This is a genomic window from Streptomyces sp. NPDC016469, assembly GCF_040632905.1.
Taxonomy (GTDB): Bacteria; Actinomycetota; Actinomycetes; order Streptomycetales; family Streptomycetaceae; genus Streptomyces.
Genome location: NZ_JBEYCQ010000032.1, coordinates 1 through 21,941 on the forward strand (window position 1 = coordinate 1; position 21,941 = coordinate 21,941).

Here is a 21,941-nt window from a genome sequence, read left to right on the forward strand (position 1 = left end):
ACCACACCGAGCTCCAGGCGCTGTCCGGAGAGCTGGACTCGGAGCGCGGCTTCACCCGGGCGCTTCGCTCCGTGAACGCAGTGAACGGGCATCGCTGCGCGATGCCCTGACAGGTCGCCACTTCGCGGCTGCCTGTCGGGGGTTCCGCTTCGCTCCACCCCGGCCCGTCCGCTTCGCTCCCGGACCAGGAAGCCCGCTTCGCGGGCGGCTGGCTACGGGGAGGGATGGTGCTTCGCCCAGCTGATGCAAATGTAGCTTTGGCGAAACTGTGGGACATGGGAAGGGAGGGCAGAGGCGGCGAACTGAATTTCGCTGGAGCGGCGAGGAATAACGAATAGGGAAGGGGTGAACCTGAGCCACAGAACGGTACTTCAGATATCGCGAGGTGTTAATTTCGGCGTGCGGAGGTACCTGAGCTGTATGGCCCCCAGGGCCATACAGCGGAACCACCCACGGAGACCGGCCCCTGCTCCTTGGTGCTCCCTCGTCACGGCCGGCACCACCCGAGACTCGGCACCGCTGATGCCGCCTACGGTCGGCGCTGGGTCGATGGCCCGCACGCGAAGCGGCCTGGACCACAACGGGGTCCAGTCGGCACCGGTGGGTGGACCTCAGCCACTTAATACTTAAGCCGATCAAGAACCTGCTGGTCAGAGCCCTGTGAAAGTCTCGGTCTGTCACCTCAGGAGGTACATATCGCTGGCGTTGTGTACCTCCTGAGCAGTCACATCGCGGCCAGAATGTCAGCGCGGTTGACAGTTTTGCGCGCAGAACGTCAGTGAGCCCGACGTTTTGGCTGTGGTGCCCGTGCCGCGGTCCGCCAGCGAACGCAGGAGAGGTTGTGTCCCGCCGGGGGGACACAACTCGCCGGAATGTCAGTGGTGCCGACATATCTGTCAGTGTGGCTGACATACTGCGGGCGTCCATGATCAGCGGAGTGGAGAGCCACATGACACCCGAGCCGCAGCGCCGTCGTCCCGCGCCCAAGCGCGCACCGCGCCGTACGGAACTGCCCTCCGGGGACGAGATTCAGGCGTGGTCGGCGCCGACGCGGCCGCTTGAGGACCTGGACTCGGTGGCGCGCCGCTACCCGCGCCGGGCTGTGTCGATCAGCAGCGAGCGCACGCCGCTGGAGGTGTACGACACCCCTGAGCGGCCCAAGGCGTTCTCCATGGATTCGCTGGAGTTCTTCTTCCTGATCGCGCAGTACTTCCGCGAGGCGCTGCCGCTGCGGCTGATCCTGCTGCTGATCGCCTGCCAGAAGGCCGGCGGCCGGATCCGTCTGACGCAGGAGGAGATGGCAACGGTCCTGGACGTGCCCCGCGCGAAGGTCAACGAGGCGCTGCGGGAGATCATGGGGCACGGGATCGTCTTCAAGGTGCGTCGGGGTGTCTACCAGTTCAACCCGCCTTACTCGTACCGTGTAGCCGAGTTCATCCCGGGCACGGAGCTGGTCGAGGCGGAGTACGTCCAGATCGACCAGAACAAGACGATCGCGAAGATCCGCAGGGACGAAAGCCTGCCGGACCTGGTGCGGTTCCCATCGCTGGAGCACATGCGGGAGGCGATCGAGGAACTGCGCAAGAAGCGGTCTGAGGAACGCGCTGCTCGCCGGCTGTCCCGGGCGCAGCGCCAGGAGGAGGGGTCAGCCCAGTGAGTACCTTGAAGTGGTCGGCGACTAACGCCGACGGTCTTCTCGCCGACCTGGACCTGCCGCCTGCCGCCTACCGGGCGTTGCTGAAGCTGCGGGCTCGCAGTGAGGCCGGCGGTCGGATCGCGATGGACCAGGCCACCCTTGGTGAGCTGCTCGGGCTCAGCCGCCCCAGCGTGAACGCCGCGCTGCGCGAACTGGAGCTGGCCAAGCTGGTCAGAAAGGTCCGTAACGGCATCTACCAGATCAACCCGATGCTCGCTGGCTACAACTCCCCCGAAGACGCCCTGGATGCTGTCAAAGCCATGCCCAGGGCCGACCGGCTGGACAGCAAGACCTACGTCGCCGACTACCACCGCGCTGTTGCCGCCTACCAGGATCAGCTAGCCGAGCAACGGAAAAAGCGTGCGGCTGCCGCCGCCGCGAAGAAGGCTGCGGCCGCGAAGAGGCGGGGGGCCCTCCACGCCGTGAGCTGACCCGCTCAGAGTTCGCGACAGGTAGCCAGGCCGTATGAGCGTTCTCGGGGGTGGGACTCCGCGTGCCACGCGCCCAGGGGCCGGCCGGCGCGGTAGGAGTGGGGCGTGAGGTACGACTTCGGCGTCTACTTCGCCCAGGAGCTGGGCAACCGCCTCGGCCCGGCCACGGACAGCTGGCCCGAGACCGCGCAGCGGGTGGCCCCGTTCCTCACGATCGTCGTGGACACCATGGGTGTGGACGACGGACTGCGATGGTTCGAGGCCGTCCGCGAGGCGCACCAGCGGGTGACCGAGGCGGAGTGCGAGGACACGTACAACTTCGGCTTCGCCCGCTACCTGGACACGGCGACCAGGACGTACGAGGACACCGCTCTGCCGGTGGTGGCCGCCTTTGAGGCGCTGAAGGGTGCGTACGAGGTCGCACGCCGCGGGCGCCGTGTGGACATCGACGTGTACTTCGAGTGCGCGGCGCAGGCGTGCTCATAGCTGGACGCCACGGGCCAGCCCCAACAACCTGGACGACGACGTCAGAGTCCGGGTCGAACCGGCTGCCGGTTGCGGCGAGCAGCTGCGCGACGCGCTGCCACTCCGCGAGCTCCGCAGCACGGCGGCCGCCGTCGTCGGCCGCTTCGTCGCGACGCTCCAGATGCGCCTGCTGCTCCGTCTGTTCGAACGCTGCAACCGCCTCGCTGTACGTCATGCCCGCGCGCGGCGCCGTACACTGGCCGACCTTCGCGTAGTCGATCAGCGTGCGCGGGGCCCCGGTGCGCCCGCGGGCATCGGGGACACAGCGCGGCCGCCATCCGTCGGACGTGCTCATCGGGACTCGCTTTCAGATCGGATAAGGAAATTGAAAGCCCCGCCGGTAACGCGACTCGGTGGTCCGGCCCTCAGGTCTACCGCACGCCCAAAGCACGCGCTGCTAAACGCAGTATTCCACCACTCCACGTCCGTGAATTTCACTTTCCAGCCCGCACGGCCGCCACCACATTGACGGAGATAGGCGTCCTCGATGGCCTCCACGACCACCTAGTGCAGATCGCTTCGCGTCGCGCCTACCTACTGCGCGCTCCGGATGGCGGCCGCGCAACTGGATCCCGTCCTCAAGAGCTTCGATCGTGTCCTCGATGACGGCGAATAGACCGTCGATCGCGCGGCTGTTCGACCAGCTGCTCGTAGCCGCCTCGAAGACGGACCGCCTAGGCTCCAATCCATGCGCACAGTGTTCGTGTTCCCCGCAGGTGAGCGAGCTGAGACCATCGCCGCACTTGATCGACACCTGAACCAACAGCGCCATCCCTGGACCTTGGACGGCAACCTCTACATCGACATCGACGAAGAGCAGAACGGCTGCCTCTTCTCTGACTGGGAGCCCGACGACGTGACGGTCCTCGACAGGGCCGTCGGATGCCACCCCACCTGGGCCGTGCAGATCGACATCTCCGGTCGGATCGACGGCACCGCAGAAGTTCATCAGCTGATCGCGCTGCTACTCGAACATGGAGGCGTGGCGATCGATGACTACTCCGCCCACCCCTGGACCGTGCAGGAAATCCGGTCCGGAGCAGTGATCGACGGTCTGCGCTTCTTCGACTTCCGCTCGTACCACGAACTCAACCGAGAGCCGGGACGCTCCTGACTCAACGCGCACCCTCGTGCCGAACCGGTAGTTCGGAGAAGGGCCGCTGTGCGGCAGCTGCAACACCTATGAGGGAAAGAGCACTCCGCAGTCCTTCCTCCACAACAAGGAGGGCGCAGCGCTGCACCTGCTGGAGTGCCGAGGCTGCCGGGAGCAACGCACCCTGCCCGCCCGATATCACGCCGCCTTCGCCCAGATGTACGTGGAGGCGGCGGAACGCCACATCATCCGTGCGCGCCGGTGCAAGCACGTGCCGTGGATCGAACACGTGGAGCTCGCGCATGGCACGTACCGCTTCGAGCTGTCTTGCTGGTGGCACAAGGCGATGTGGACGAAGGACGTGACGGTCGCTGAGACGGCGGCGCTCGTGAAGGAGTTCGTCGACCAGGCGCTTGCCGCCGAGCAGGCTGGCGCCTCCATCCCGGCCCCCCGCTATCCGGCCTCGGACACGACGGTCCAGGCATAACGGCCTCCGCGTACGCGAGCGAGCCCCGGACCACAGCGGGTCCAGGGCTCTCAGGCTGTTTGGAGACGGCTGCAATTGCTTGCTGCCCGGCCGTGCGCGGTCAACCGGGCTGAGGCCGGTTTTGGGCCGCGCCGAGCGGCCCGCACGTGGGAAGAATCGATCACCGCCCGCGACCAGCCGAGCTGCTTCTCGGCCCGAGGTCCCGCCGGCAGAGTCACCCCAATTCTGGTGCTTGGCTCTTAAGTCTGATCTTGTGGTGGGAAGAAGCCGAAACGCTCTGAACCGTCGACGCTAAAGGCGTAGATCCTGGCACGTTCGGTAATGGTTGCGGGCGGAGTGCCGTTTTCGATGATGATGACCTGGCCTGGGGGGTCTTCAAGCAGGTCTCGGTAGAAGTGTTCGACTACGTCGTGGGTCATCAGTTCTGGATCGGCTTCCCGGTTCTCGGCTTGTCGGAATGTGACGACGGGTGAATCGAGCATTACGAATCCGGGGTGAATCAGGCCGCGAGCCTTGTTGCGGCGTGCCAGCGATACGGTGAAAGCCGCGTGGATGATGGACCGCATCCCCTGGCCTCGGCTCCCTCGGGGGCGACCATCGACGGCGATCTCTGCACTGGACGGGTCGTAGATGACGCGGTTTTCGCCGGGGACATGCCAGGCTTGAAGCGTCTGGTGAATCGCCTGCTCGAAGTCTGAGATGTCGGCAGCGGGAATGCTGTCTGGCCTCGCTGGCGGTGGGACGGGTAGGGCATTCGGCAGTGATGCCTTCATGTCTTCAAGCTGCTCGATCTGGGCGTGGATGGCTAGCTCCTGCTCCAGGCGGGCGCGCGCTGTGAAAACTTCACTGGTGTCGGTCGTGAGTGGTGCGAGCTGCTCCTCAAGAACGCGCAGTTCACTGTCGATGGCTGTGAGCTGCTCATCGTGGCGGGCGCTCTCCGCGTTCAGATCTGCCGTTTGAGCGTCAAGGTCTTCGATCGTGATGAGAAGGTCACGGTGCAGCTCAGTGGTCTTCCGGGTCTCGGCGGTAACAGCTGCCACCAGTTGTGTTGTCTCAGCAAGGTGATGCGCAAGGTGCTGATGCTCTGGCTCTGCCCCGCAGAAGACGCAGGTGCCGGTTTGGAAGTAGCCGAGGAGATTCCCCGCTTCGCCGACCATGCGCAGGCGATCGAGGTCTGACTCGTACTGCTCGCGCAGCAGTGAGAACCGGGCTAGAAGTTGACGCACTTCGCTGGTGCGCTGCTGATTGGCGCTCGCGCCGACTTCGAGGGCGCGGCGACGCTGTACAAGGGTGGAGCGGGAAGCGATGAGCTGACCGGATCGGGAAGTGGCGTCGTCCAGTGAGTTTTGCAGGCGCGCCAGCTGTTCACGTAGCTCGGACGGGTTCGCAGCTACGGTGAGCTTTGCACGGCTGTCGTCTATGAGACGGTCCAGGATCTCGGCCTGGCCTTTGCCGACCTTTTTCTCCACAGTGCCGGGAGCGGTCGGGCCGACTGGTTCGTCCTGCCCGGTAAGCAGGAGCTTGAGTACTGACTTCTCACCTGTCTCGTTCTGCGGCATTCCCGTGGCGAAGACCGGAGACCGCTCACCGCCCATACGCGAGTCATTGATGACTGACAGCCGAGCCAGATCTCGGAAGTTGAGCAGCCGTACTTCGCCGCGGGAATTCTTGAGGATCTTCAGCCCGTCGATCCCCAGCATCTTGAGGAGATATCGGGAGATGTTCCGCTGGGAGGTCGAGCTGTGCTTGAAACTGACCGTGGCGTCGGCCGGCGCCGTGGTGAGCTGGCGCAGGTCACTGTTGAACACGTCGATGGTGCTGTCCGCGAGCCCACGGGAGAGGGTCAGAACCCTGCCGTCGGCTGCTCGGAGCCCGAGCAGGATGCGACTGTAGCCCTTGTCCTCTGGGATGGGCTTGAGCTCGCTGGCACCGAGCATGTAGTCCACGGCCTTCTCGACGTAGGACTTGCCGCGCTCGGAAGCGCCGTAGATGACTGTCAAGCCCGGGTTGAACTCAACGGTCGAGGGATGCTTGCCCACTCCGAGGGCTGTCAGGTGTACCAGCGTCAACCTGTTCACAGCACATCCCCTTCGGCTGGGTGAGTAGCGTCAGCAATGAGGCGGTCGAACCAGCGCCGGGTGATCTGCTTCATGCCGTCACGGACGTCCGATTCTTCGTGCATGTAGGTGCTGACCAGCCAGGAGGCCCGCTCCGTGAGCAGTCCGACGTAGGGGGCTTCCAGTACATTGAGGAAGCTGGCGGCCTCCTCTGTGGCCCCGTAGAGAAAGCCGTCGTCGGTGGCGTTCATGTCGGCCAGCCCGGCGCGCATCAGCACAACGAGTCCCTGTTCAATGAGGCGCCGTCGCATGCCGAGTTCACCAGGGCCGACGGGCAGGTCGGGGTGGAGACTGGATGGACCGTCAGTGAGGTCGCCGCTATGGAGCATCGCATGGTCGAGGTAGACGAGCTGGGCGACGTCCAGGCGGCGGGGGAAAGTCTCGGACAGCAGAACCAGGGCGCGGATGCCAACTTCCAGGGGGCTGTTGAGAGGGTTCATGCAGACTCCCCCTTGCACCAGGTCAGCTTGTGGTCGTTCGCCAGATGGTGGCAGAGACCTTTGAGGTCGATGACTTCCACGACGGCGGCGAGGATGTTGTGCGGATTGGGCTGGTGGGCTGCAGCGGCGTCTATTACGGCGTCAAGGCGATCGTGTCCGCAGGGGTAGTCGCGGTCCTCGATGTCGACCACAGCGTTGTACAGGTTCGTCTCGATTTTCTGGTAGGTGGCCTCGGGGACGCTGTCGCGGGCGAAGAGCCGCAACGCGTCTGCGTGGAAGAACGCCTCCCGTTGGCGGGACAGGTGCCGGTTGATCCGCTCGTGCTCGCGAGCCTGGGCAAGAGTCTCCAGGCGCAGGCCGTACTTCTCGTTGTAGACGTCCAGGAGTTTCCGCACGTACACGGCTTCGTCGGCCCTCTGCTCTGCGGGCGCCAAATCAGCATCTGGACGCGGCTTGAGCCGCTCCGGGAAGCGCCGTACGTGGTGCGGGGTCGTGGCGTGCAGCTCAAGAATGTTCTCGATGTTCGCGGCCTCGAACATCGAGAATTCTGTTTGTCGAGCGAGGTCCCCAACCGCCCGACGTATGGCCGGGCCAAGGTCCGCCCCAAGCTTGGAGTCCGCCTTGTCCCAAGCTTCGAGGAAATCCTTCTTCAGTTTCGGCGGGTGGAGGAGGAGCCGATCCAGGGTCTGACCGATCTTCGGTGCCACGAAGACGTACCGAGTGGGCAGCTCATACTCACCCAGCACTTTCGCCGTGAAGATCTTGACCATCTCGGGCCACGCATCGCTCTGGGTCAACGCCTTGTTGTAGTGCTTGCACTGGTAGCAGTGCCACTCGCCAGCGGTGCCCTGAGGGGTCATGCAGGCCGCGACGTCTGCTCCTCGGTCGCCTGAGCCGCCCATTCTTTTCACTCGAAGGTAGGGGCGCCCGTTCCACAGGCCGAGTGCCCGAACCCATTCAACGGTGAAGTCCTCCCAGTCATCGGCCTTGTAGACGTGGGCCAGGAGCTGTTGGGGGGTGAAAGCAGGAGAGCCCTGCGGCACTGTGACCACCACCGGAGGCGAGTCTGGCTCCGGAATGTTCTCGAAGACCGGCCTCGCCCCATCGCTGCCTGACTCAAGCTCCCCAGCCACACTTCACCGCCCCCCGGCACTGAGCTGCCACGCATGATCACGCAACGCAGTCTTATCATTCCCGCGTGTCCATCGTGAAGGGTTGGGGACACAACGTGCACGCTCGCGAGCGGCCCGCTGTCGCACGCGGAGCAGCGGACAGCACCAGCCAGCCTTCGCTCGGGGCGGGATAGCTGGCGGTTTGATTGCCGGGGAGCTACACCGTGTCCGGCCCCGGCATCAAGATTCTCGCAGCTTGTGCGCAGCTGCTTCCTCGGGTGTGTAGAGATACAGGCTTTCCTTGAGTGCCATGGCGAAGTACTCAAAGGCTTCCCCATTCCGCGGCTGGACGGGAGGGGGAAACGGCAAGTCGCCGGAGCGGCGGGGCCAGATCCGAGCGACCGACAGGTGAAACTCACGAGCGTGCTGGATGACGACGTCTACGGCCGGGAAGTACACGTAGAGACAGAGGTGCCCGATCTTCATCGAACAGTAGAACCCCACCGGCTGCGGGCTCCCAGGCGCACCTACGCCGGTGAGGTCGACTCTCACGGTGGTGCTGGTGACGAGGGGTTCGCGTTGCTGGCAGGCTCCGATCCAGACGCGCGTACCACCGGGTATCGCCCGGTGAGTGCGCATCCTCCGGAGCTGATGGGAAGGCAGGAGAGGTGTGTACTGGACCTGGTCGGCCATCATCGCTGTCTTTGTGGCCCAGAGCGCGATCTGACGCTGCTGGCGTAGGGAGATGAGTTCGAGGTCGAGGTCTTGCCCGACAATCAAAGGCGCGAGGGCGGCCTTGGAAACGACTTCCAGCTGCGACATCCAGCCGTTGTTGCACGGGGCGCAGACCTTCTTGACCGTGAAGTCCAGACCCACGGTCTGCCGAGTCTTGTCGTAGGCGCCCTCGCCGTAACGGGCCTGTTCGGTCTGTTGTCGTCCTGAAGGGAGGTACTCGTTCAGCCACTGAGGGAAGACGTGCTCTTTGGTGACGGGAGCACCGCCGCAGAGACGCAGGACATCGGCAAAGGGTATCGGCCGGGGGGCACCGGTGCGATCGTGCGGACTTCAGGTGGGGTAGAACTCTGCCAGTTGGTTCAGCAGCCGGGCGTACGCCTCGCGTTCGGGGCCGCGCGGCTCGGTGGGCTTCGTTGCCGATTCCCAGGCGGAGACTGTGGCCCGGCGCACCTGCAGTGCTTGGGCGACATCATCCATGGTCAGGCCGTGCGCGATGCGCAGCCGCTTGCGTTCCTGGGCCGGCGGGAGCACGGCGCGGGATGCGACCAGGGCGTCGACTGCGTCGAACAGTTCGGACATGGAGTACCTCCTGAGTCGCCATTCTACCGCCAGTAACCGCACTTTCCACGTACAGTTACCGTACGTACGGCGTACGCATTGGGCTTGCGGACCGGTGAATGACACAGGAGTCCGGCGCTCGGGGAGGCACAGGGATGTCAGGCATTCAGCTCAGGGAGCACCAGGTCACTCAACGTGCCGCGTTCCGCCAGTGGGTTGGGTTCCCTGCCAGGGTGCCGGCGCGGGGGGCGCGGGGCACGATCGTGTCCGCGACCGGGTCGGGGAAGACGATCACGGCCGCCGCGTGCGCGCTGGAGTCGTTCGCGGCCGGCCGGGTTCTGGTGACCGTGCCGACCCTGGACCTGCTCGTGCAGACCGCCCAGGCGTGGCGTCTAGTGGGTCACCGCTCCCCGATGGTCGCGGTGTGCTCGCTGGAGAACGACCCGGTGCTGAACTCGCTGGGGGTGCGTACGACGACGAACCCAGTCCAGCTCGCCCTGTGGGCCCGGACCGGGCCGGTGGTCGTGTTCGCTACGTACGCCTCCCTCGTGGACCGAGAGGACCTGGAGGACCCGACGGGCCGGCGGAGGGTTCGCGGGCCGCTGGAGGCCGCCCTCGCGGGTGGGGAGCGGCTCTATGGCCAGCAGATGGCTCCGTTCGACCTCGCCGTGGTCGACGAGGCGCACTCGACCGCTGGTGATCTTGGTCGTCCGTGGGCGGCGATTCACGACAACACCCGGATCCCGGCGGACTTCCGGCTCTACCTGACCGCGACCCCGCGCATCCTTGCCGCACCCCAGCCGGGGAAGGGCGGCGACGGCCAGGAGGTGGAGATCGCGACGATGTCGGACGATCCGGAGGGGATCTACGGCGCGTGGCTCCCTGGCGCCGAGCTCGGCCTGTCGGAGGCGATCGAGCGGGAGATCCTCGCCGGCTTCGAGATCGACGTCCTGGAGATCCGCGACCCCTCCCCCGTCCTCGGCGAGACGGAGGAGGCCCGGCGCGGCCGGCGGCTCGCCTTGTTGCAGGCGGCGCTCCTGGAGCACGCGGCCGCGCACAACTTGCGTACCGTCATGACGTTCCACCAGAAGGTCGAGGAGGCGAGGGTGTTCGCGGACAAGCTGCCGGAGACGGCGGCCGAGCTGTACGCCAACGATGCTTCCGACGCGGACCTGGCCGCCGCGGAGGCCCTGCCGGCGTCGTCGATCGACGCGGAGTTCTATGAGCTGGAGGCCGGCCGCCACGTGCCGCCGGACCGGGTGTGGTCGGCGTGGCTGTGCGGCGATCACCTCGTGTCCGAGCGGCGTGAGGTGCTGCGGCAGTTCGCCAACGGTATCGATGCGGCCGGGCACCGGGTGCACCGCGCCTTCCTCGCCAGCTGCCGTGTGCTCGGTGAGGGGGTGGACATCACGGGTGAGCGGGGCGTGGAGGCGGTCTGTTTCGCGGACACCCGCGGCTCCCAGGTGGAGATCGTGCAGAACATCGGCCGGGCGCTGCGTCTCAACAAGGACGGCTCGACGAAGGTGGCCCGGATCATCGTGCCGATCTTCCTGGAGCCCGGCGAGGACCCCACCGACATGGTCGCCTCTGCCAGCTTCCGCCCCTTGGTTGCCGTGCTCCAGGGCCTGCGCTCGCATGACGCCCACCTCGTCGAGCAGCTGGCCTCCCGCGCCCTCACCAGCGGCCGGCGGCAAATCCACGTCCGGCGCGACGAGGACGGGCGGATCGTCGGGGGCGGTGGCGAGAGCGACGGCGAGGACCAGGAGCACGACGGGGACACCGATGCAGCCGCTGAGTCCGCGCTGCTGCACTTCTCCACGCCCCGGGACGCGGCGACGATCTCGGCGTTCCTGCGGACACGGGTCTACCGGCCGGAGTCGCTGGTGTGGCTGGAGGGCTACCAAGCCCTGCTGCGCTGGCGGGCCGAGAACGAGATCACCGGACTGCACGCCGTTCCTTACGACGTCGAGGTCGAAGTCGGTGTGACGAAGAATTTTCCGCTGGGCCGCTGGGTGCACCAGCAGCGCAAATCCCGGAGGGCGGGGGAGCTCGATCCTCACCGCGAGGAGCTCCTGGACGCGCCGGAGGCCGGGATGGTGTGGGAGCCGGGCGAGGAGGCGTGGGAGGCCAAGCTCGCGGTCCTGCGTTCCTACCGGAAGTCGACCGGGCACCTCGCACCCCGTCAGGACGCCCTCTGGGATGACCCGGCCGGCACTGGGTCCGTGCCGATCGGGCAGCACCTGGCCAACCTCCGGCGCAAGGGCGGCCTCGGTAAGGACCGGGACCGGGCAGCGAAACGGGCGGCGCAGCTGGCGGCGATCGATGAGGACTGGAACTGCCCGTGGCCGCTGGACTGGCAGCGCCAGTACCGGGTGCTCGCCGACCTGGTCGACGCCGACGGTCACCTGCCCTACATTGCGGGCGGCGTCGTCTACGACGGTGACGACATCGGCACCTGGCGCTGGCGGCAACAGGAACCGGGCACCTGGGCCCAGCTCCTGCCCGAGCAGCGCCAACGGCTCACGAAGCTCGGCATCCAGGGCGCGACCGCGCCGTCGGCCGCCCCGGCGGGGACGCGTGCGGTCAGGGGCCCGGCGAAGGCCGGAAGTAAGTCGCAGGCAGCGTTTCAACGCGGACTGGCGGCCCTCACCCAGTGGGTGGAGCAGGAGGGGCAGCGGCCCGTCCCTCGCTCGGCCACCGTCGACATCACCGTCAACGACCAACCCGAACCGGTAACCATCAAGCTGGGCGTATGGCTGTCCAACACCCGCGCACGGCGCGACAAGCTCGCCCCGGAGCAGCTCGCCGCACTCGCCGAACTCGGCATCGCGTGGGCCGACGCCGTCCCGGCCACCGAGGCCGCCCGATAAACCCCTGCTGCCCACAGACCTCCGCCAAGAGCACCCCGGACCCTTCTAGTCCGGGGTCTCGCGCTGTCGGGGCTCGCCGAAGGCCAGTCGCCTGACGCCCGCGTCCCACGGCTGTCTACCGAAACGGAAGCCTCCGGGATCCTTCCCCGGAGGTTTCGTCTTCCATACGCTCAGCCTTGTCCGCGTGGCACGAGGCTCACATGGGCCGGCGGGCTGGACGGGGCCTCGGGCTGCGGGGCGCGGGACCAGCCATGGGCGTGCATGGTCTCTGCCTCCCAGTCCTCGAACAGCTGGGGCAACGCCCCAGGGTCGCGACCGGCGTCGCGGTGCCACTGGATGAACGCGCGAGCTGCAGGGCGGCCGGCGTCGCAGGCCGGGCAGAGCTCCAGCCAGTCGACACCGGTCATCCACGGACCGTGCCAGTGCAGCAAAAGCTCAGTACCGCACCGCGAGCAAGGCCGGGCCGGCTGTTCGTCTTCGGCACGGACGGGATGAAGCGCGGCAAGCTCTTCGTCGCTGGTGTTGTCGAGGCTGCCATTGAGGTTCCCGATACGGCAGAAGGAACCGTCGGGGCTTACGACATAGCGCCAGGTGAACGACATACAAGTCCCCCTCTCGGGGCGGAACGTAAAGCGAACCGCCACGATCCGCCCACCCACCAACCAGCGTCAAGGGGTCTACCCGCCCGATCCCCCACCCACCGGGCAAGGGCACCACACCGCGCCAGGATCACAGATTCGTGAGCATCCGCTTGGGACCCTCCCTGCGCGCGGCCCGTACTTGTTGGAGGCGTACGGCTGATGCTGTCAGTTGGGACCGTCCCTGCGTGCGCGGGCCGTACAGTGCTAAGTGATCAGCGGTGCGTGCGTGACTGGGACCGTCCCTGCGTGCGCGGGCCGTACCCGGTCGCACCCCCGCGCAGGTAGTCCGCGAGGGGACCGTCCCTGCGCGCGCGGGCCGCACGGCAGCTCCTCGTACGCCTTCTGGTACCGGGCGGGACCGTCCCTGCACGCGCGGGCCGCACCGCGTGGGCTCTGCGCCTGCTGGGGTTGATGGGACCGTCCCTGCGAGCGCGGGCCGTACGGCTGGCATGGCGGTGGGGCTCCCGCTGTGTCGGGACCGTCCCTGCGCGCGCGGGCCGTACACACACGCACCGTTGATCAACTGAAACTATCTGGGACCGTCCCTGCGCGCGCGGGCCGTACTCTCGCTGACCTGCATCGCAGCACTCAGAACATGGTCTACGTGCCCACTTTCACCGATCGCGACAAAAGCCCTGTATTGACAGCGGGGTGCCCGCATAGGGGACGGGTGGCTCGGTTTCCCGGCCACGTTGGCCTGCCCGTGAGGGCGAGGTCTGCCTGCTTCCGTCTCCGAACTCGGAGGATTCCCTGCCCTTGCCACGTGTGGCTGGTGCAGTCCACAGACGCTCTACTCCCCCATCCAGGGGACGAGGCCATTCCCCATAGGGCGACCAGGGCTCGAACATAACCAAAGAACCTGAATCAACCCGTAAGCTACACTTTTGCATTTTCTAGGGCAAGCGTTGTCAGTGGCGCATGTCAGGCTCCGCAGCATGACCGCCAACGAGAACACCACCACCATCGTCGTCCGCGAGCCGCTGGACCCCACACCCGAGCAGCTCCTCGTGCTGAAGCGCTATGCCAACGCCTCCCGCGCCAGCTTCAACTTCGCCTACGGACTCAAGCACGAGGCACAGCAGCGGTGGGTTCGGGGGCGGGATCGGTTGGTGGCGGAGGGGCTGAGTCGTGAGGAGGCGAATCGGCGGGCTCCGAGGGTGTTCGTGCCGCGGGGGTCGGAAGTGCAGCGGATTTTTCTCGCGGTCCGGGAGCTGCCGGTTGTGGGGCCGCTTCGGGAGGGGGAGACGGAGCACCGGCGGATGTTTCGGTGGTGGGCGGGGGTGAACGCGATTGTGTGTCAGCAGGCATTTCGGGATGCGGATACGGCGTTCGCGAACTGGCGCAGTTCCGGTCGGCGTTCTGGGGAGGGGGGTGGGGTATCCGCGGCTGAAGCGGGTGGGGCGGTGTCGGGATTCGTTTCGGATGACGAGTGTGCGGCTGGTGGGGACGGATCTGCGGCATGTGCGGATCGGTGGGGAGAAGGACCCGGCCGGTCAGAAGGCGTTGATTGTGCGGTTGCACCGGCCGGCGCGGCGGCTGGCCCGGGTAATCGCCCGGGGCGGGGTGGTGAAGATGGTGACGGTCGCGCGTGAGGGCAGTCAGTGGTGGGCGTCGTTCAACGTCCGGGTCCCCGTCCCGCCGCCCGCCCGGCCCTCCCGTCGGCAGAAGGAGGCAGGGGCGGTGGGGGTTGATCTGGGGGTGGCGGTGTTCGCCGCGACGTCGGAGCCGGTCCTCACCGCGGCCGGTAAGGAACAGCTGTTCGTCAACCCGCGGCATCTGGACAACGCGCGCCGGCAGCTGAACAAGTGGCAGCGGCGTATGGCCCGCCGCCATGTGAAGGGGCTGCCGGCGCACCGTCAGAGCGCGGGATGGTGCGAGGCGCGGGACCAGGTCGCGCACCTCATGGGGCTGGTCGCGCAGCGGCGCGCCTCGACCCAGCACCTGCTGACCAAGCAGCTGGTCATGCAGTTCGAGCACGTGGCGCTCGAAGACCTGCGGGTGAAGAACATGACGCGCACGGCGCGCGGCACCGTGGAGGCGCCGGGGCGGAACGTGGCGGCGAAGGCGGGGCTGAACCGGGCGATCCTGGATGTGGGGTTCGGGGAGATCCGGCGTCAGATCGAGTACAAGGCGAAGTGGCACGGCGTGAGGGTCACCGCGGTCAATCCCGCCTACACCTCGCAGACCTGTCACCGGTGCGGGCACGTCGACCGCAAGAGCCGGCGCACCCGCTCCCTCTTCGAGTGCACCCGGTGCGGGCACGTCACCCACGCCGACGTCGGCGCCGCCCACAACATCAAGCACCGCGCCCTCGACCTCGACACCCCCACCGCACCCCGATAGAGCTGAGGGTGCGGGCGGGGCGCGCCGTGTCTCTACAGGCCGAACTGGTCCATCAGGTCCGTACGCAGTTCGTCGACGCTTCTGCTGCCTTCGTCATCGGCAGCTGTCGGGGAGAGCATGGTGCCCCCACGATGAACGGAGCGTCTTCCCTGATGCGGGAAGACGCTCCGTTCATCCCTGCTCTTCGCTGCGAGGTAGCTCAGCTGCGCGGCACCAGGGCTGTGCAGCGCGGGCACCCGTGTCGGCGGTGACCAGAGAGAGACCTCGGTTTCGCCGAGTCAGGTCTCGTGTCCCCCACGGAACCGTGCCGCGACATCCCCACTGGCTACGCCCGGGTGAACACCTTCACCCTCAGACGTGGCTGTGAACGCTGATGACACTTCCGTCGGGTGATTGAACAAAGAAGCGCCGGATCCCCCAGGATTCCGTGGTCAAGGGATAGACCACCTGGTAACCACGGCGCTCGGCTGCGGTGTACGCGGCGTCAATGTCCTCGACTTCGACGGCCATTGCCGATTGCGACGTATGAGGGTCCCATGAGTCTGCGGCAGGGGATACGACGGTCATCTGCGCCGTCGGATTCTCCGGCGAGGCCAACATCAGGAATCCTGGCTCCTCCATGCGCACTTCCATACCCAGGAAATCGCTGTAGAAGCTCCGGCTCTCCTCAATGTCCTGGGTCGCGACATTGGGCATGATGCGGCGAATTGTCATGCGCGCACTGTAGCTGAATGCCGCTCCAACGAATTGATCCATACGAAACGCCCTGGCGATGGGCCCCCGGCAGGGCCGCCTCAAGGGGCCGCGCAGCCCTGTTCTCATCTCAGTCCGTGTCGGGCAGGTGATGGGTCTCCAGGGCCCGCATGGCGTGCGATGCGTTGAACGGCAGGATCGTGACCGCGACGTGCGGCAATTGCCCCAGCGTCCTCGACATCTTCTCGCCGGTGTCCCTGTGGAGGAGCTTGCCGAGGGCGTTGGCGTACAGACGTCGTGGTACGAGCACCGTCAGGGAAGTCTCCCGGTCCTGTGTGGTGCGGACGGCAAGTTCCCGCATCGCGTGACGCAGCCGGCGGTCGGGGCAGGCCACCACTTCCAGTTCGACGGATGTCGCGGCCGTCGACGCCCAGAGGGCGGACAGCCGGCGTGCGTGGTCCTCGTCGATGGCGAAGTGCACGGCCCGGACGGTGTCCGGCCGCAGCTCGTGGGCGTACCGCAGGGCCTTCAGCGTGGCCAGGTCCAGTGCCTCGACGAGGACGAACACCTGATGGCGGTGTGTGCGTGGCCGGTCCGCGCCCGGGGGCAGCCGTTCCAGGGCCGCGGCCTCGCGCCGGTACTCGCGGTTGATGCGGATCAGCATCCAGACTCCGAGCGGGAAGATGACGACGACCAGCCAGGCGCCCTCGGTGAATTTCGTGACGGCGAAGATCAGGACGACGGCGCCGGAGGCGCCCGCTGCGAGGGTGTTGGCCGTGATCTTCGCCCGGCGCAGAGGCTCGCTCCTGCGCAGGTGGTACGCGGTGAGGCCGGCCCCGGCCATGGTGAAGGCGGTGAACACGCCGATCGCGTAGAGCGCCACGAGCTTGTCCACGCTGGCGCCTGTGACGAGCAACAGGGCCAGCGAGAGAGCGGAGAGGGTGACGATGCCGTTGGAGAAGGCCAGCCGGTGCCCGCGCCGGGTGAGGACCCGTGGAAGGAACCGGTCCTGCGCAACGAAGCTCGCCAGGAACGGGAACCCGGTGAAGGGGGTGTTGGCGCCGGTGTAGAGGACCAGCGCGGTCGCGAGCTGGACGAGGACCAGACCCAGTGTCCCCACTGTTTTGTTCCCGAAGGCGAGCCTCGCCTCCTGAGCGATGACGGTCGGGGTCCCGTCGGTGTACGGGACGGCATGGGTGAAGTGCGCGAGGGTGGAGACGCCCAGGACCAGGACGGCGAGCACGCAGCTCATGGCGATCAGGGTGCGCCGGGCGTTTCGGCCCTGGGGTTCGCGGAAGGCGGAGATGCCGTTCGAGATCGCTTCGAGGCCGGTGAGGGACGAGCCGCCGTTGGCGAAGGCACGCGCCACGATGAACAGCGACGCACCCTGGAGCCAGCCGTCGCCGGGAGCCCCCAGCGGCACGGCACCGGACGCGTTCAGGTCGGCGTGAGGCAGTCCGCCCGTGAGCGCGCGGACCGCCGCGACGATGAAGACCAGGCTCATGGCGGCAATAAAGAGGTACGCGGGCAGCGCGAACGCCCGGCCCGCCTCGCGGATTCCGCGCAGATTCCCGTACGTGAGCACCAGGATCACCAGCACTGAGACCGGCAGCTGGAGGTGGTCCAGCCCCGTCCAGCCATTGCCCGCCAGATGGGCGAGCGAGATCAGCGCGTTCGTGCCGGCCGACACCTGGACGGCTACGGTGACGATGTAGTCGACCAGCAGGGCCACGGCGGCGACCTGGGCGACGTTCGGCCCGAAGTTCTCCCGGGCCACCACGTAGGAGCCGCCGGCCCGGGTGTAGATGCTGACGACGTCGCTGTAGCAGACCGTCAGGAGCAGGAGCACCAGGAGGATCGCACCGGTCACCGGCATGACCAGCGTGAAGGCGGCCGCTCCGACCACTGGCACGAGGACCCGGAGCATCTCCTCGGAGCCGTAGGCCGACGAACTGATGCAGTCGGACGCCAGCACACCGAGCGCCGTCCGGTTGCTCAGCTTCTCCTCACTGACACGCGCGGTGGTGAGCGGCTTGCCAAGGAGCCGCCGTTTGACGCGGTACATCGGCCGTTCAAGGGTCATACCCCCCATCAGAACGGGCTTCTACTCAGGAACTGGGCAGACACCACGGGGAACGCACTGACCCATACACGCCAGGCTCCGTGAACCGGCCCACACGCCCCCGCCGCCTCGGCCGCAAAGTCCCCTGCCCTGACACTCCTCGAGGACAGCACCTCACTGCCGGAACCGGGCCACCCCTCAACCGGGCTGGGAAGGCTCTGTAGTCGTCCGTCCGGGACGGAGGACCCCCACGCTGAAGTTCGACCTGGTCGGCAGGGGCTGAGTCCGGATATCCGTCATGCCTGCTCGCTCATCAGCTCGAAGTCAGGGTTCCAGACACCGGGCCTGGGTGATTTGCTGGCTCCATTGCGGGTGTACGCGCGTTGGCGAGGTCGAAGCGAGGGGCCAAGGCCCGGCTGCGGGGCCCGATGCGGATAGCTGAGGTCCGACGGCGGGGACGAGCGCAGGAAGGTCGCGGCGGCGGTCGATCCTGCGAGCGCCGCCCGGTCAGCCGTCCGGCACTTCGCCCTGGGCGATCTCTACATTGTGATGCAGACTCACGAGCCCAGCTGCGGCTCCGCCACCTGTTGCGGCTGAGCAGGCAAGTAGCAGGCCGGCTGCCGCGACTGCCAGTCTGCGAGAAGTTGCCACCGGCTGGAGCAGTGCCTTCACGCGCCGCGGCACGGGTCCGCCTGCGGCTCCTGCGGCGAAGGAGGGCCGGATGGGAACGCCGGTGCTCTTGGCAAGGGCTGCGCGACCGATGGCGCGCGCTGTCAGATGACGGTTGCCGACCGCGGTCGCGGCGGCTTCGTCAGCGACTCGCTCGACAGCCAGGGCGATGGCGTCACGCAGTGAGCGCATCGCGGGATGGCAGCGGGTGGCAAGGTCACCTACGGCGAGGAAGTAGTGGTGTCGCCCCGCCAGATGAGCCCGTTCGTGAGCGAGGAGAGCCTCTCGCTCCTGTCCGTCCAGGGCGCGCAGCATGCCGGAGGTCACGACGATGCGCCCCGGGCTTCCGGGAAGGGCGTAGGCGTCGGGTTCTGGGGTGTCCAGGACACTGAGGCCTCCCGCAGAGGGCGCGTCGCGCAGCTGCGCGTGCGCGGTGCGGTACTGGTGGAGTTGGCGCAGCGCCGCCCGGGCCACGGCGCAAACGCAGATGAGAAGCGTGCCGACGGCGAGCGCGGCCGCCGGGTAGGCGACCGGGGGCGGCGCCGCGTTCAGGGGGTGGATCAGATGGCCGAGTCGGGCAAGGGGTGACACGGCGAGCATCCCTGTGAGAAGAAGGCCGCCAAGTGCCGCGATCCAACCGGCCGCCAGCACACACGCGGTCGCGGTCAGCGCCCACATCGCAGCCGCGGGACGCTGACGGAACTCCACCAGCCGAACGAGTACCGGCGTCGCGAGTGGCATCAGCAGTGGCACGATCAGGGCGGTGATCACTGGCCGTCACCGTTTCCCAGCAGGTCTCGCAGTATGCGTTCGTCCTCGGGATCCAAGTCGGAGACGAACCGGGCTAGCACGCTGTGGCGGTCGTGGTCCTTGTCGAGCTCGTGGTGCATACGCTGAGCGGTCAGACCGTGGGCGTCCCGGACGGGGTAGTAGGCAAATCCGCGACCGGAACGTTCCCGGCCGACGGCCCCTTTCGCGTGGAGGCGGGTCAGGGCCGTTGTCACGGTCGTCCGGGCCAGCTCGACCGTGAGGCTGCGCTGTACCTGGCCGGCGGTCTGGGGGCCGTTCGCCGCCCACAGCGCCGCGAGCACGCTCGTCTCCAGCTCCCCAGCCGCTCTGCGCTCGGCAGCGTGCTCCGCCATTGCGTTCCCCTCGCTTCCGGATCGTCTACAGTGCGGTAGACCGTCTACCGCATTGTAGTCATCGGCTGTCCTGTCCCAACCGCCCCCTGCCCGCATTCAGTGAGAGGCCACCCGTTTATGGCCGTACCCGCCGTCACCGCGACTTCGCTCGCGGTGAACGTCCTCGACGCTCAGTCGCTGCTGTCTGCCTTCGGCGTGCTGGGTATCACGGTGGTCATGTTCGCCGAGACCGGGTTGCTGGTCGGCTTCTTCCTGCCCGGCGATTCCTTGCTCTTCACCGCCGGCCTGCTGTGCGCGGGTAGCGCGGACAAGCCTGCGACGCTGTCCCTGCCGTGGGTCCTGGTCGCCTCGGCGGCCGGTGCGCTGGCCGGCGCCCAGTGCGGATACTTCATCGGGCGCCGGGCAGGTGCAGCGGCCCTCTCCCGAAGCCGGTCCGCGCGCCTGCACCAGGGTGCCGAGCGCGCCGAAGTGCTACTGGAGCGATACGGCCACGCCAAGGCGATCGTCCTGGCCCGCTTCGTCCCCGTCGTGCGCACGGTCTTGAACCCGCTCGCCGGAGCGCTGAACGTCCCCGCCCGGGTCTTCACTGTCTGGCAGGCGGCAGGTGGCTTGGCGTGGACGGCCGGCCTGGTCCTGGCCGGATACGCCCTCGGCTCCTCCGTCCCCAACGTGGACCGCTACCTGCTGCCGATCATCGCGGTGATCGTCGCTGTGTCCCTAGTGCCGCTCGCAGCAGAACTGCTCCGTTCCCGGCGGGCCGCCAAGCAACGGAATGAGAACCCTTGATGCGTCTCGCCTACGACGGTTCGGCCATCGACGGCCCCGCCTACCTCAAGATCGTCACTCTCGCCCACCGGGCGCCCGAATGGGTCGACAGCTTGGTCACCACCTGGTCGGCCTACGGACTGGGAGTGTTTGCCCTGTTGATGTTCGTCGCCTGGTGGCAGGCCCGCCGGGCTGGGGCGCCAACGGTGGTGACCGCGCTGGCCGTCCCCCTGGTCACCGTCCTCGCTTATGGCGTCGACTCCCTTCTGAAACTGGCAGTCCACGAGGACCGGCCCTGCGACCAGCTGCACGTCGCCAGCCTCGAAGCGTGCCCGGCGCCCAGTGACTGGTCCTTCCCCAGCAACCACGCGGCCCTCGCCTCCGCGGCGGCCTTCGCGCTCCTTCTCGTCTCGCGCCGACTGGGCCTCATCGCCTTGGCCGCAGCGGGGCTGATGGCCGCCTCCCGGGTATGGGTGGGCGTGCACTACCCGCACGATGTCCTGGCCGGGCTCCTTGTCGGCGCCCTGGTCGCGTTCCTCACCACTTGGCCGGTGCGGCGCAGGCAGGACGCCATTGCCGCGTGGCTGAAGGACGGCCCGCTTCGACCGCTGCTGGTTGCCGCGTGACCCGTCGCCCGCGTGCACGTTTGTGCAGCGGCGTGGCCCTGGCGGCAACAGGGGCGTTTACCCTGATCACCGTAGTCGTGGTCGGTGCGGCGCCCAGGCTGCTGCCCGGCGACGCGATGCTGCACCACTGGTCCGTGACGCATCGGCCCGGCGCCGGCTTGGCCCTCGCCCGCGCCGTCACCGCGACCGGCACCGGTGTCATCCCCTTTGTCGTAGTCCTCCTCGCGGGCCTGTGCGTGCACGGCACCGTCAGGCGGCGGGCCGCCACTGCGGCCGCACTCGCGCTCTGTCTCGGTTCCGGGCAGGCACTGCGCTACGCAGTCATGGCACTGGTCTCGCGTCCCAGACCACCGCGCGCCGACTGGGCAACGCTCGCATCGGGCTGGTCCTTCCCTTCAGGCCACGCCTCCACCAGTGCGATGACCGCGGGCCTTGTGATGGCCGCGCTGTATGTGCGTGGTCCGCGTCTCCCGCCCGTGGCCGCCGTCCTGATCGGTATGTGGGGCATGGCCGTGGGCCTGAGCCGGATCTACCTCGGCGTGCACTGGGTCAGCGACGTCATCGGAGCCTGGCTGTTTGCCACCGCATGGCTGGCTCTGACCGCCTGCGCGTACCTGCTGGCCAGTCGAGCCACTGCGAGGTGACCCATGGCCGGATCCTCGTCGTGGAAGGCGACCACGCCCTGCGCGACGTAATCCTGCGCGGCCTGCGGGATGAAGGCTTCGACCCGACGCCCGCCCGGAACTAGAGTGCCTGCGCCCGGCCGCCGAAGGTCGACGCGGTCATGCCAGACGTCGGACTGCGGACGGGGTAGGCCGGGGCGTGTGCCAAGTCCTGCGGCCCAACGGATACTGCGCCCCTCTCGCCGGCCTCGGCGATCCAGACGGTTCGCGGTCCACCAGGAGATGGTCGTCGAGGAGCGGGCGCAGCCTCGAC

At 67.5% G+C, this 21,941-nt stretch carries 19 protein-coding genes, 1 pseudogene and 1 CRISPR repeat array; of the genes and pseudogenes, 10 read left to right on the top strand and 10 right to left on the bottom strand.

Annotated features, from left to right (window positions below; all coding sequences use genetic code 11):
* Positions 1 to 949 precede the first annotated feature (949 nt).
* The 5 genes from ABZ565_RS28920 (at position 950) to ABZ565_RS28940 (ending at position 4,232) form a co-directional block, all read left to right on the top strand.
* Complete coding sequence (locus tag ABZ565_RS28920) at positions 950 to 1,657, top strand: hypothetical protein (RefSeq protein WP_361033085.1); 708 nt, start codon at positions 950 to 952, stop codon at positions 1,655 to 1,657.
* Positions 1,654 to 2,127, top strand: a complete 474-nt coding sequence (locus tag ABZ565_RS28925) for a helix-turn-helix domain-containing protein (protein WP_361033088.1) — start codon at positions 1,654 to 1,656, stop codon at positions 2,125 to 2,127. Before ABZ565_RS28920 ends, ABZ565_RS28925 begins: the two co-directional genes overlap by 4 nt.
* A gap of 105 nt (positions 2,128 to 2,232) precedes the next feature.
* Entirely contained in the window at positions 2,233 to 2,613 is a 381-nt protein-coding gene (locus ABZ565_RS28930) for a hypothetical protein (RefSeq protein ID WP_361033091.1), read from the top strand.
* Positions 2,614 to 3,340: 727 nt separating this feature from the next.
* Positions 3,341 to 3,766, top strand: a complete 426-nt coding sequence (locus tag ABZ565_RS28935) for a hypothetical protein (protein ID WP_361033094.1) — start codon at positions 3,341 to 3,343, stop codon at positions 3,764 to 3,766.
* Positions 3,767 to 4,034: 268 nt separating this feature from the next.
* Positions 4,035 to 4,232, top strand: coding sequence for a hypothetical protein (locus ABZ565_RS28940; RefSeq protein ID WP_361033097.1), 198 nt, complete (start codon positions 4,035 to 4,037; stop codon positions 4,230 to 4,232).
* Positions 4,233 to 4,471: 239 nt separating this feature from the next.
* On the opposite strand, the gene ABZ565_RS28945 is transcribed toward ABZ565_RS28940, so the two are convergent.
* From ABZ565_RS28945 to ABZ565_RS28965, 5 genes and pseudogenes are all read right to left on the bottom strand, one after another.
* Positions 4,472 to 6,310, bottom strand: coding sequence for a hypothetical protein (locus tag ABZ565_RS28945; RefSeq protein WP_361033100.1), 1,839 nt, complete (start codon positions 6,308 to 6,310; stop codon positions 4,472 to 4,474).
* Entirely contained in the window at positions 6,307 to 6,789 is a 483-nt protein-coding gene (locus tag ABZ565_RS28950; protein WP_266526591.1) for an ABC-three component system middle component 2, read from the bottom strand. The genes ABZ565_RS28945 and ABZ565_RS28950 overlap by 4 nt, the downstream gene beginning before the upstream one ends.
* A complete protein-coding gene (locus ABZ565_RS28955; RefSeq protein WP_361033103.1) occupies positions 6,786 to 7,844 on the bottom strand; it encodes an ABC-three component system protein in 1,059 nt (352 codons plus the stop codon). Before ABZ565_RS28955 ends, ABZ565_RS28950 begins: the two co-directional genes overlap by 4 nt.
* Positions 7,845 to 8,141: 297 nt before the next feature.
* Positions 8,142 to 8,777 (bottom strand): hypothetical protein, encoded by a 636-nt coding sequence (locus tag ABZ565_RS28960; protein WP_361033106.1) that lies wholly within the window; start codon positions 8,775 to 8,777, stop codon positions 8,142 to 8,144.
* Positions 8,778 to 8,972: 195 nt separating this feature from the next.
* Positions 8,973 to 9,215 (bottom strand): annotated as a pseudogene (locus ABZ565_RS28965) (helix-turn-helix transcriptional regulator); the annotation flags it as partial.
* Positions 9,216 to 9,349: 134 nt separating this feature from the next.
* Between ABZ565_RS28965 and ABZ565_RS28970 the strand changes: the two are divergent.
* The gene (locus tag ABZ565_RS28970; RefSeq protein ID WP_361033109.1) at positions 9,350 to 12,064 is read left to right on the top strand and encodes a Helicase associated domain protein; all 2,715 of its coding nucleotides are present in this window, start codon (positions 9,350 to 9,352) and stop codon (positions 12,062 to 12,064) included.
* Positions 12,065 to 12,234: 170 nt separating this feature from the next.
* Here the strand turns inward: ABZ565_RS28970 and ABZ565_RS28975 are convergent, their stop codons facing one another.
* A complete protein-coding gene (locus tag ABZ565_RS28975) occupies positions 12,235 to 12,666 on the bottom strand; it encodes a DUF6300 family protein (protein ID WP_361033112.1) in 432 nt (143 codons plus the stop codon).
* A gap of 151 nt (positions 12,667 to 12,817) precedes the next feature.
* Positions 12,818 to 13,266: direct repeats of the CRISPR family, unit length 26 nt; unit sequence GGGACCGTCCCTGCGCGCGCGGGCCG.
* A gap of 753 nt (positions 13,267 to 14,019) precedes the next feature.
* On the opposite strand from ABZ565_RS28975, the gene ABZ565_RS28980 reads away from it, so the two are divergent.
* Entirely contained in the window at positions 14,020 to 15,048 is a 1,029-nt protein-coding gene (locus ABZ565_RS28980; protein ID WP_361033115.1) for a transposase, read from the top strand.
* 351 nt (positions 15,049 to 15,399) lie between these two features.
* Here ABZ565_RS28980 and ABZ565_RS28985 read toward each other — a convergent pair whose 3' ends face one another.
* The 4 genes from ABZ565_RS28985 to ABZ565_RS29000 form a co-directional block, all read right to left on the bottom strand.
* The gene (locus ABZ565_RS28985; protein ID WP_361033118.1) at positions 15,400 to 15,762 is read right to left on the bottom strand and encodes a VOC family protein; all 363 of its coding nucleotides are present in this window, start codon (positions 15,760 to 15,762) and stop codon (positions 15,400 to 15,402) included.
* Between the two features lie 109 nt (positions 15,763 to 15,871).
* Positions 15,872 to 17,824, bottom strand: coding sequence for an APC family permease (locus tag ABZ565_RS28990; protein WP_361033121.1), 1,953 nt, complete (start codon positions 17,822 to 17,824; stop codon positions 15,872 to 15,874).
* Between the two features lie 486 nt (positions 17,825 to 18,310).
* Positions 18,311 to 19,243 (bottom strand): M56 family metallopeptidase, encoded by a 933-nt coding sequence (locus ABZ565_RS28995; RefSeq protein WP_361033124.1) that lies wholly within the window; start codon positions 19,241 to 19,243, stop codon positions 18,311 to 18,313.
* Complete coding sequence (locus tag ABZ565_RS29000) at positions 19,240 to 19,614, bottom strand: BlaI/MecI/CopY family transcriptional regulator (RefSeq protein ID WP_361033127.1); 375 nt, start codon at positions 19,612 to 19,614, stop codon at positions 19,240 to 19,242. The genes ABZ565_RS28995 and ABZ565_RS29000 overlap by 4 nt, the downstream gene beginning before the upstream one ends.
* A 117-nt stretch (positions 19,615 to 19,731) precedes the next feature.
* Here ABZ565_RS29000 and ABZ565_RS29005 point away from each other — a divergent pair, with 117 nt between their 5' ends.
* Genes ABZ565_RS29005 through ABZ565_RS29015 form a run of 3 tightly spaced genes read left to right on the top strand, consistent with a single transcriptional unit; the run spans position 19,732 to position 21,649 of the window.
* Positions 19,732 to 20,400 (top strand): DedA family protein, encoded by a 669-nt coding sequence (locus tag ABZ565_RS29005; RefSeq protein WP_361033130.1) that lies wholly within the window; start codon positions 19,732 to 19,734, stop codon positions 20,398 to 20,400.
* Positions 20,400 to 21,005 carry a phosphatase PAP2 family protein gene (locus tag ABZ565_RS29010; protein WP_361033133.1) on the top strand — a complete coding sequence of 202 codons (606 nt, stop codon included), beginning with the start codon at positions 20,400 to 20,402 and terminating at the stop codon, positions 21,003 to 21,005. Before ABZ565_RS29005 ends, ABZ565_RS29010 begins: the two co-directional genes overlap by 1 nt.
* Positions 21,002 to 21,649: a phosphatase PAP2 family protein gene (locus ABZ565_RS29015; protein ID WP_361033136.1), complete on the top strand. Its 648-nt coding sequence runs from the start codon at positions 21,002 to 21,004 to the stop codon at positions 21,647 to 21,649. Before ABZ565_RS29010 ends, ABZ565_RS29015 begins: the two co-directional genes overlap by 4 nt.
* The last annotated feature ends 292 nt before the right edge of the window (positions 21,650 to 21,941 follow it).

Coding starts and splice junctions, on each gene's coding strand:
- ABZ565_RS29005 (WP_361033130.1), top strand. CDS start 19,732: ATGGCCGTACCCGCCGTCACCGCGACTTCGCTCGCGGTGAACGTCCTC.
- ABZ565_RS29000 (WP_361033127.1), bottom strand. CDS start 19,614: ATGGCGGAGCACGCTGCCGAGCGCAGAGCGGCTGGGGAGCTGGAGACG.
- ABZ565_RS28970 (WP_361033109.1), top strand. CDS start 9,350: ATGTCAGGCATTCAGCTCAGGGAGCACCAGGTCACTCAACGTGCCGCG.
- ABZ565_RS29010 (WP_361033133.1), top strand. CDS start 20,400: ATGCGTCTCGCCTACGACGGTTCGGCCATCGACGGCCCCGCCTACCTC.
- ABZ565_RS28990 (WP_361033121.1), bottom strand. CDS start 17,824: ATGACCCTTGAACGGCCGATGTACCGCGTCAAACGGCGGCTCCTTGGC.
- ABZ565_RS28975 (WP_361033112.1), bottom strand. CDS start 12,666: ATGTCGTTCACCTGGCGCTATGTCGTAAGCCCCGACGGTTCCTTCTGC.
- ABZ565_RS28985 (WP_361033118.1), bottom strand. CDS start 15,762: ATGACAATTCGCCGCATCATGCCCAATGTCGCGACCCAGGACATTGAG.
- ABZ565_RS28935 (WP_361033094.1), top strand. CDS start 3,341: ATGCGCACAGTGTTCGTGTTCCCCGCAGGTGAGCGAGCTGAGACCATC.
- ABZ565_RS28950 (WP_266526591.1), bottom strand. CDS start 6,789: ATGAACCCTCTCAACAGCCCCCTGGAAGTTGGCATCCGCGCCCTGGTT.
- ABZ565_RS28920 (WP_361033085.1), top strand. CDS start 950: ATGACACCCGAGCCGCAGCGCCGTCGTCCCGCGCCCAAGCGCGCACCG.
- ABZ565_RS28980 (WP_361033115.1), top strand. CDS start 14,020: ATGCGGATACGGCGTTCGCGAACTGGCGCAGTTCCGGTCGGCGTTCTG.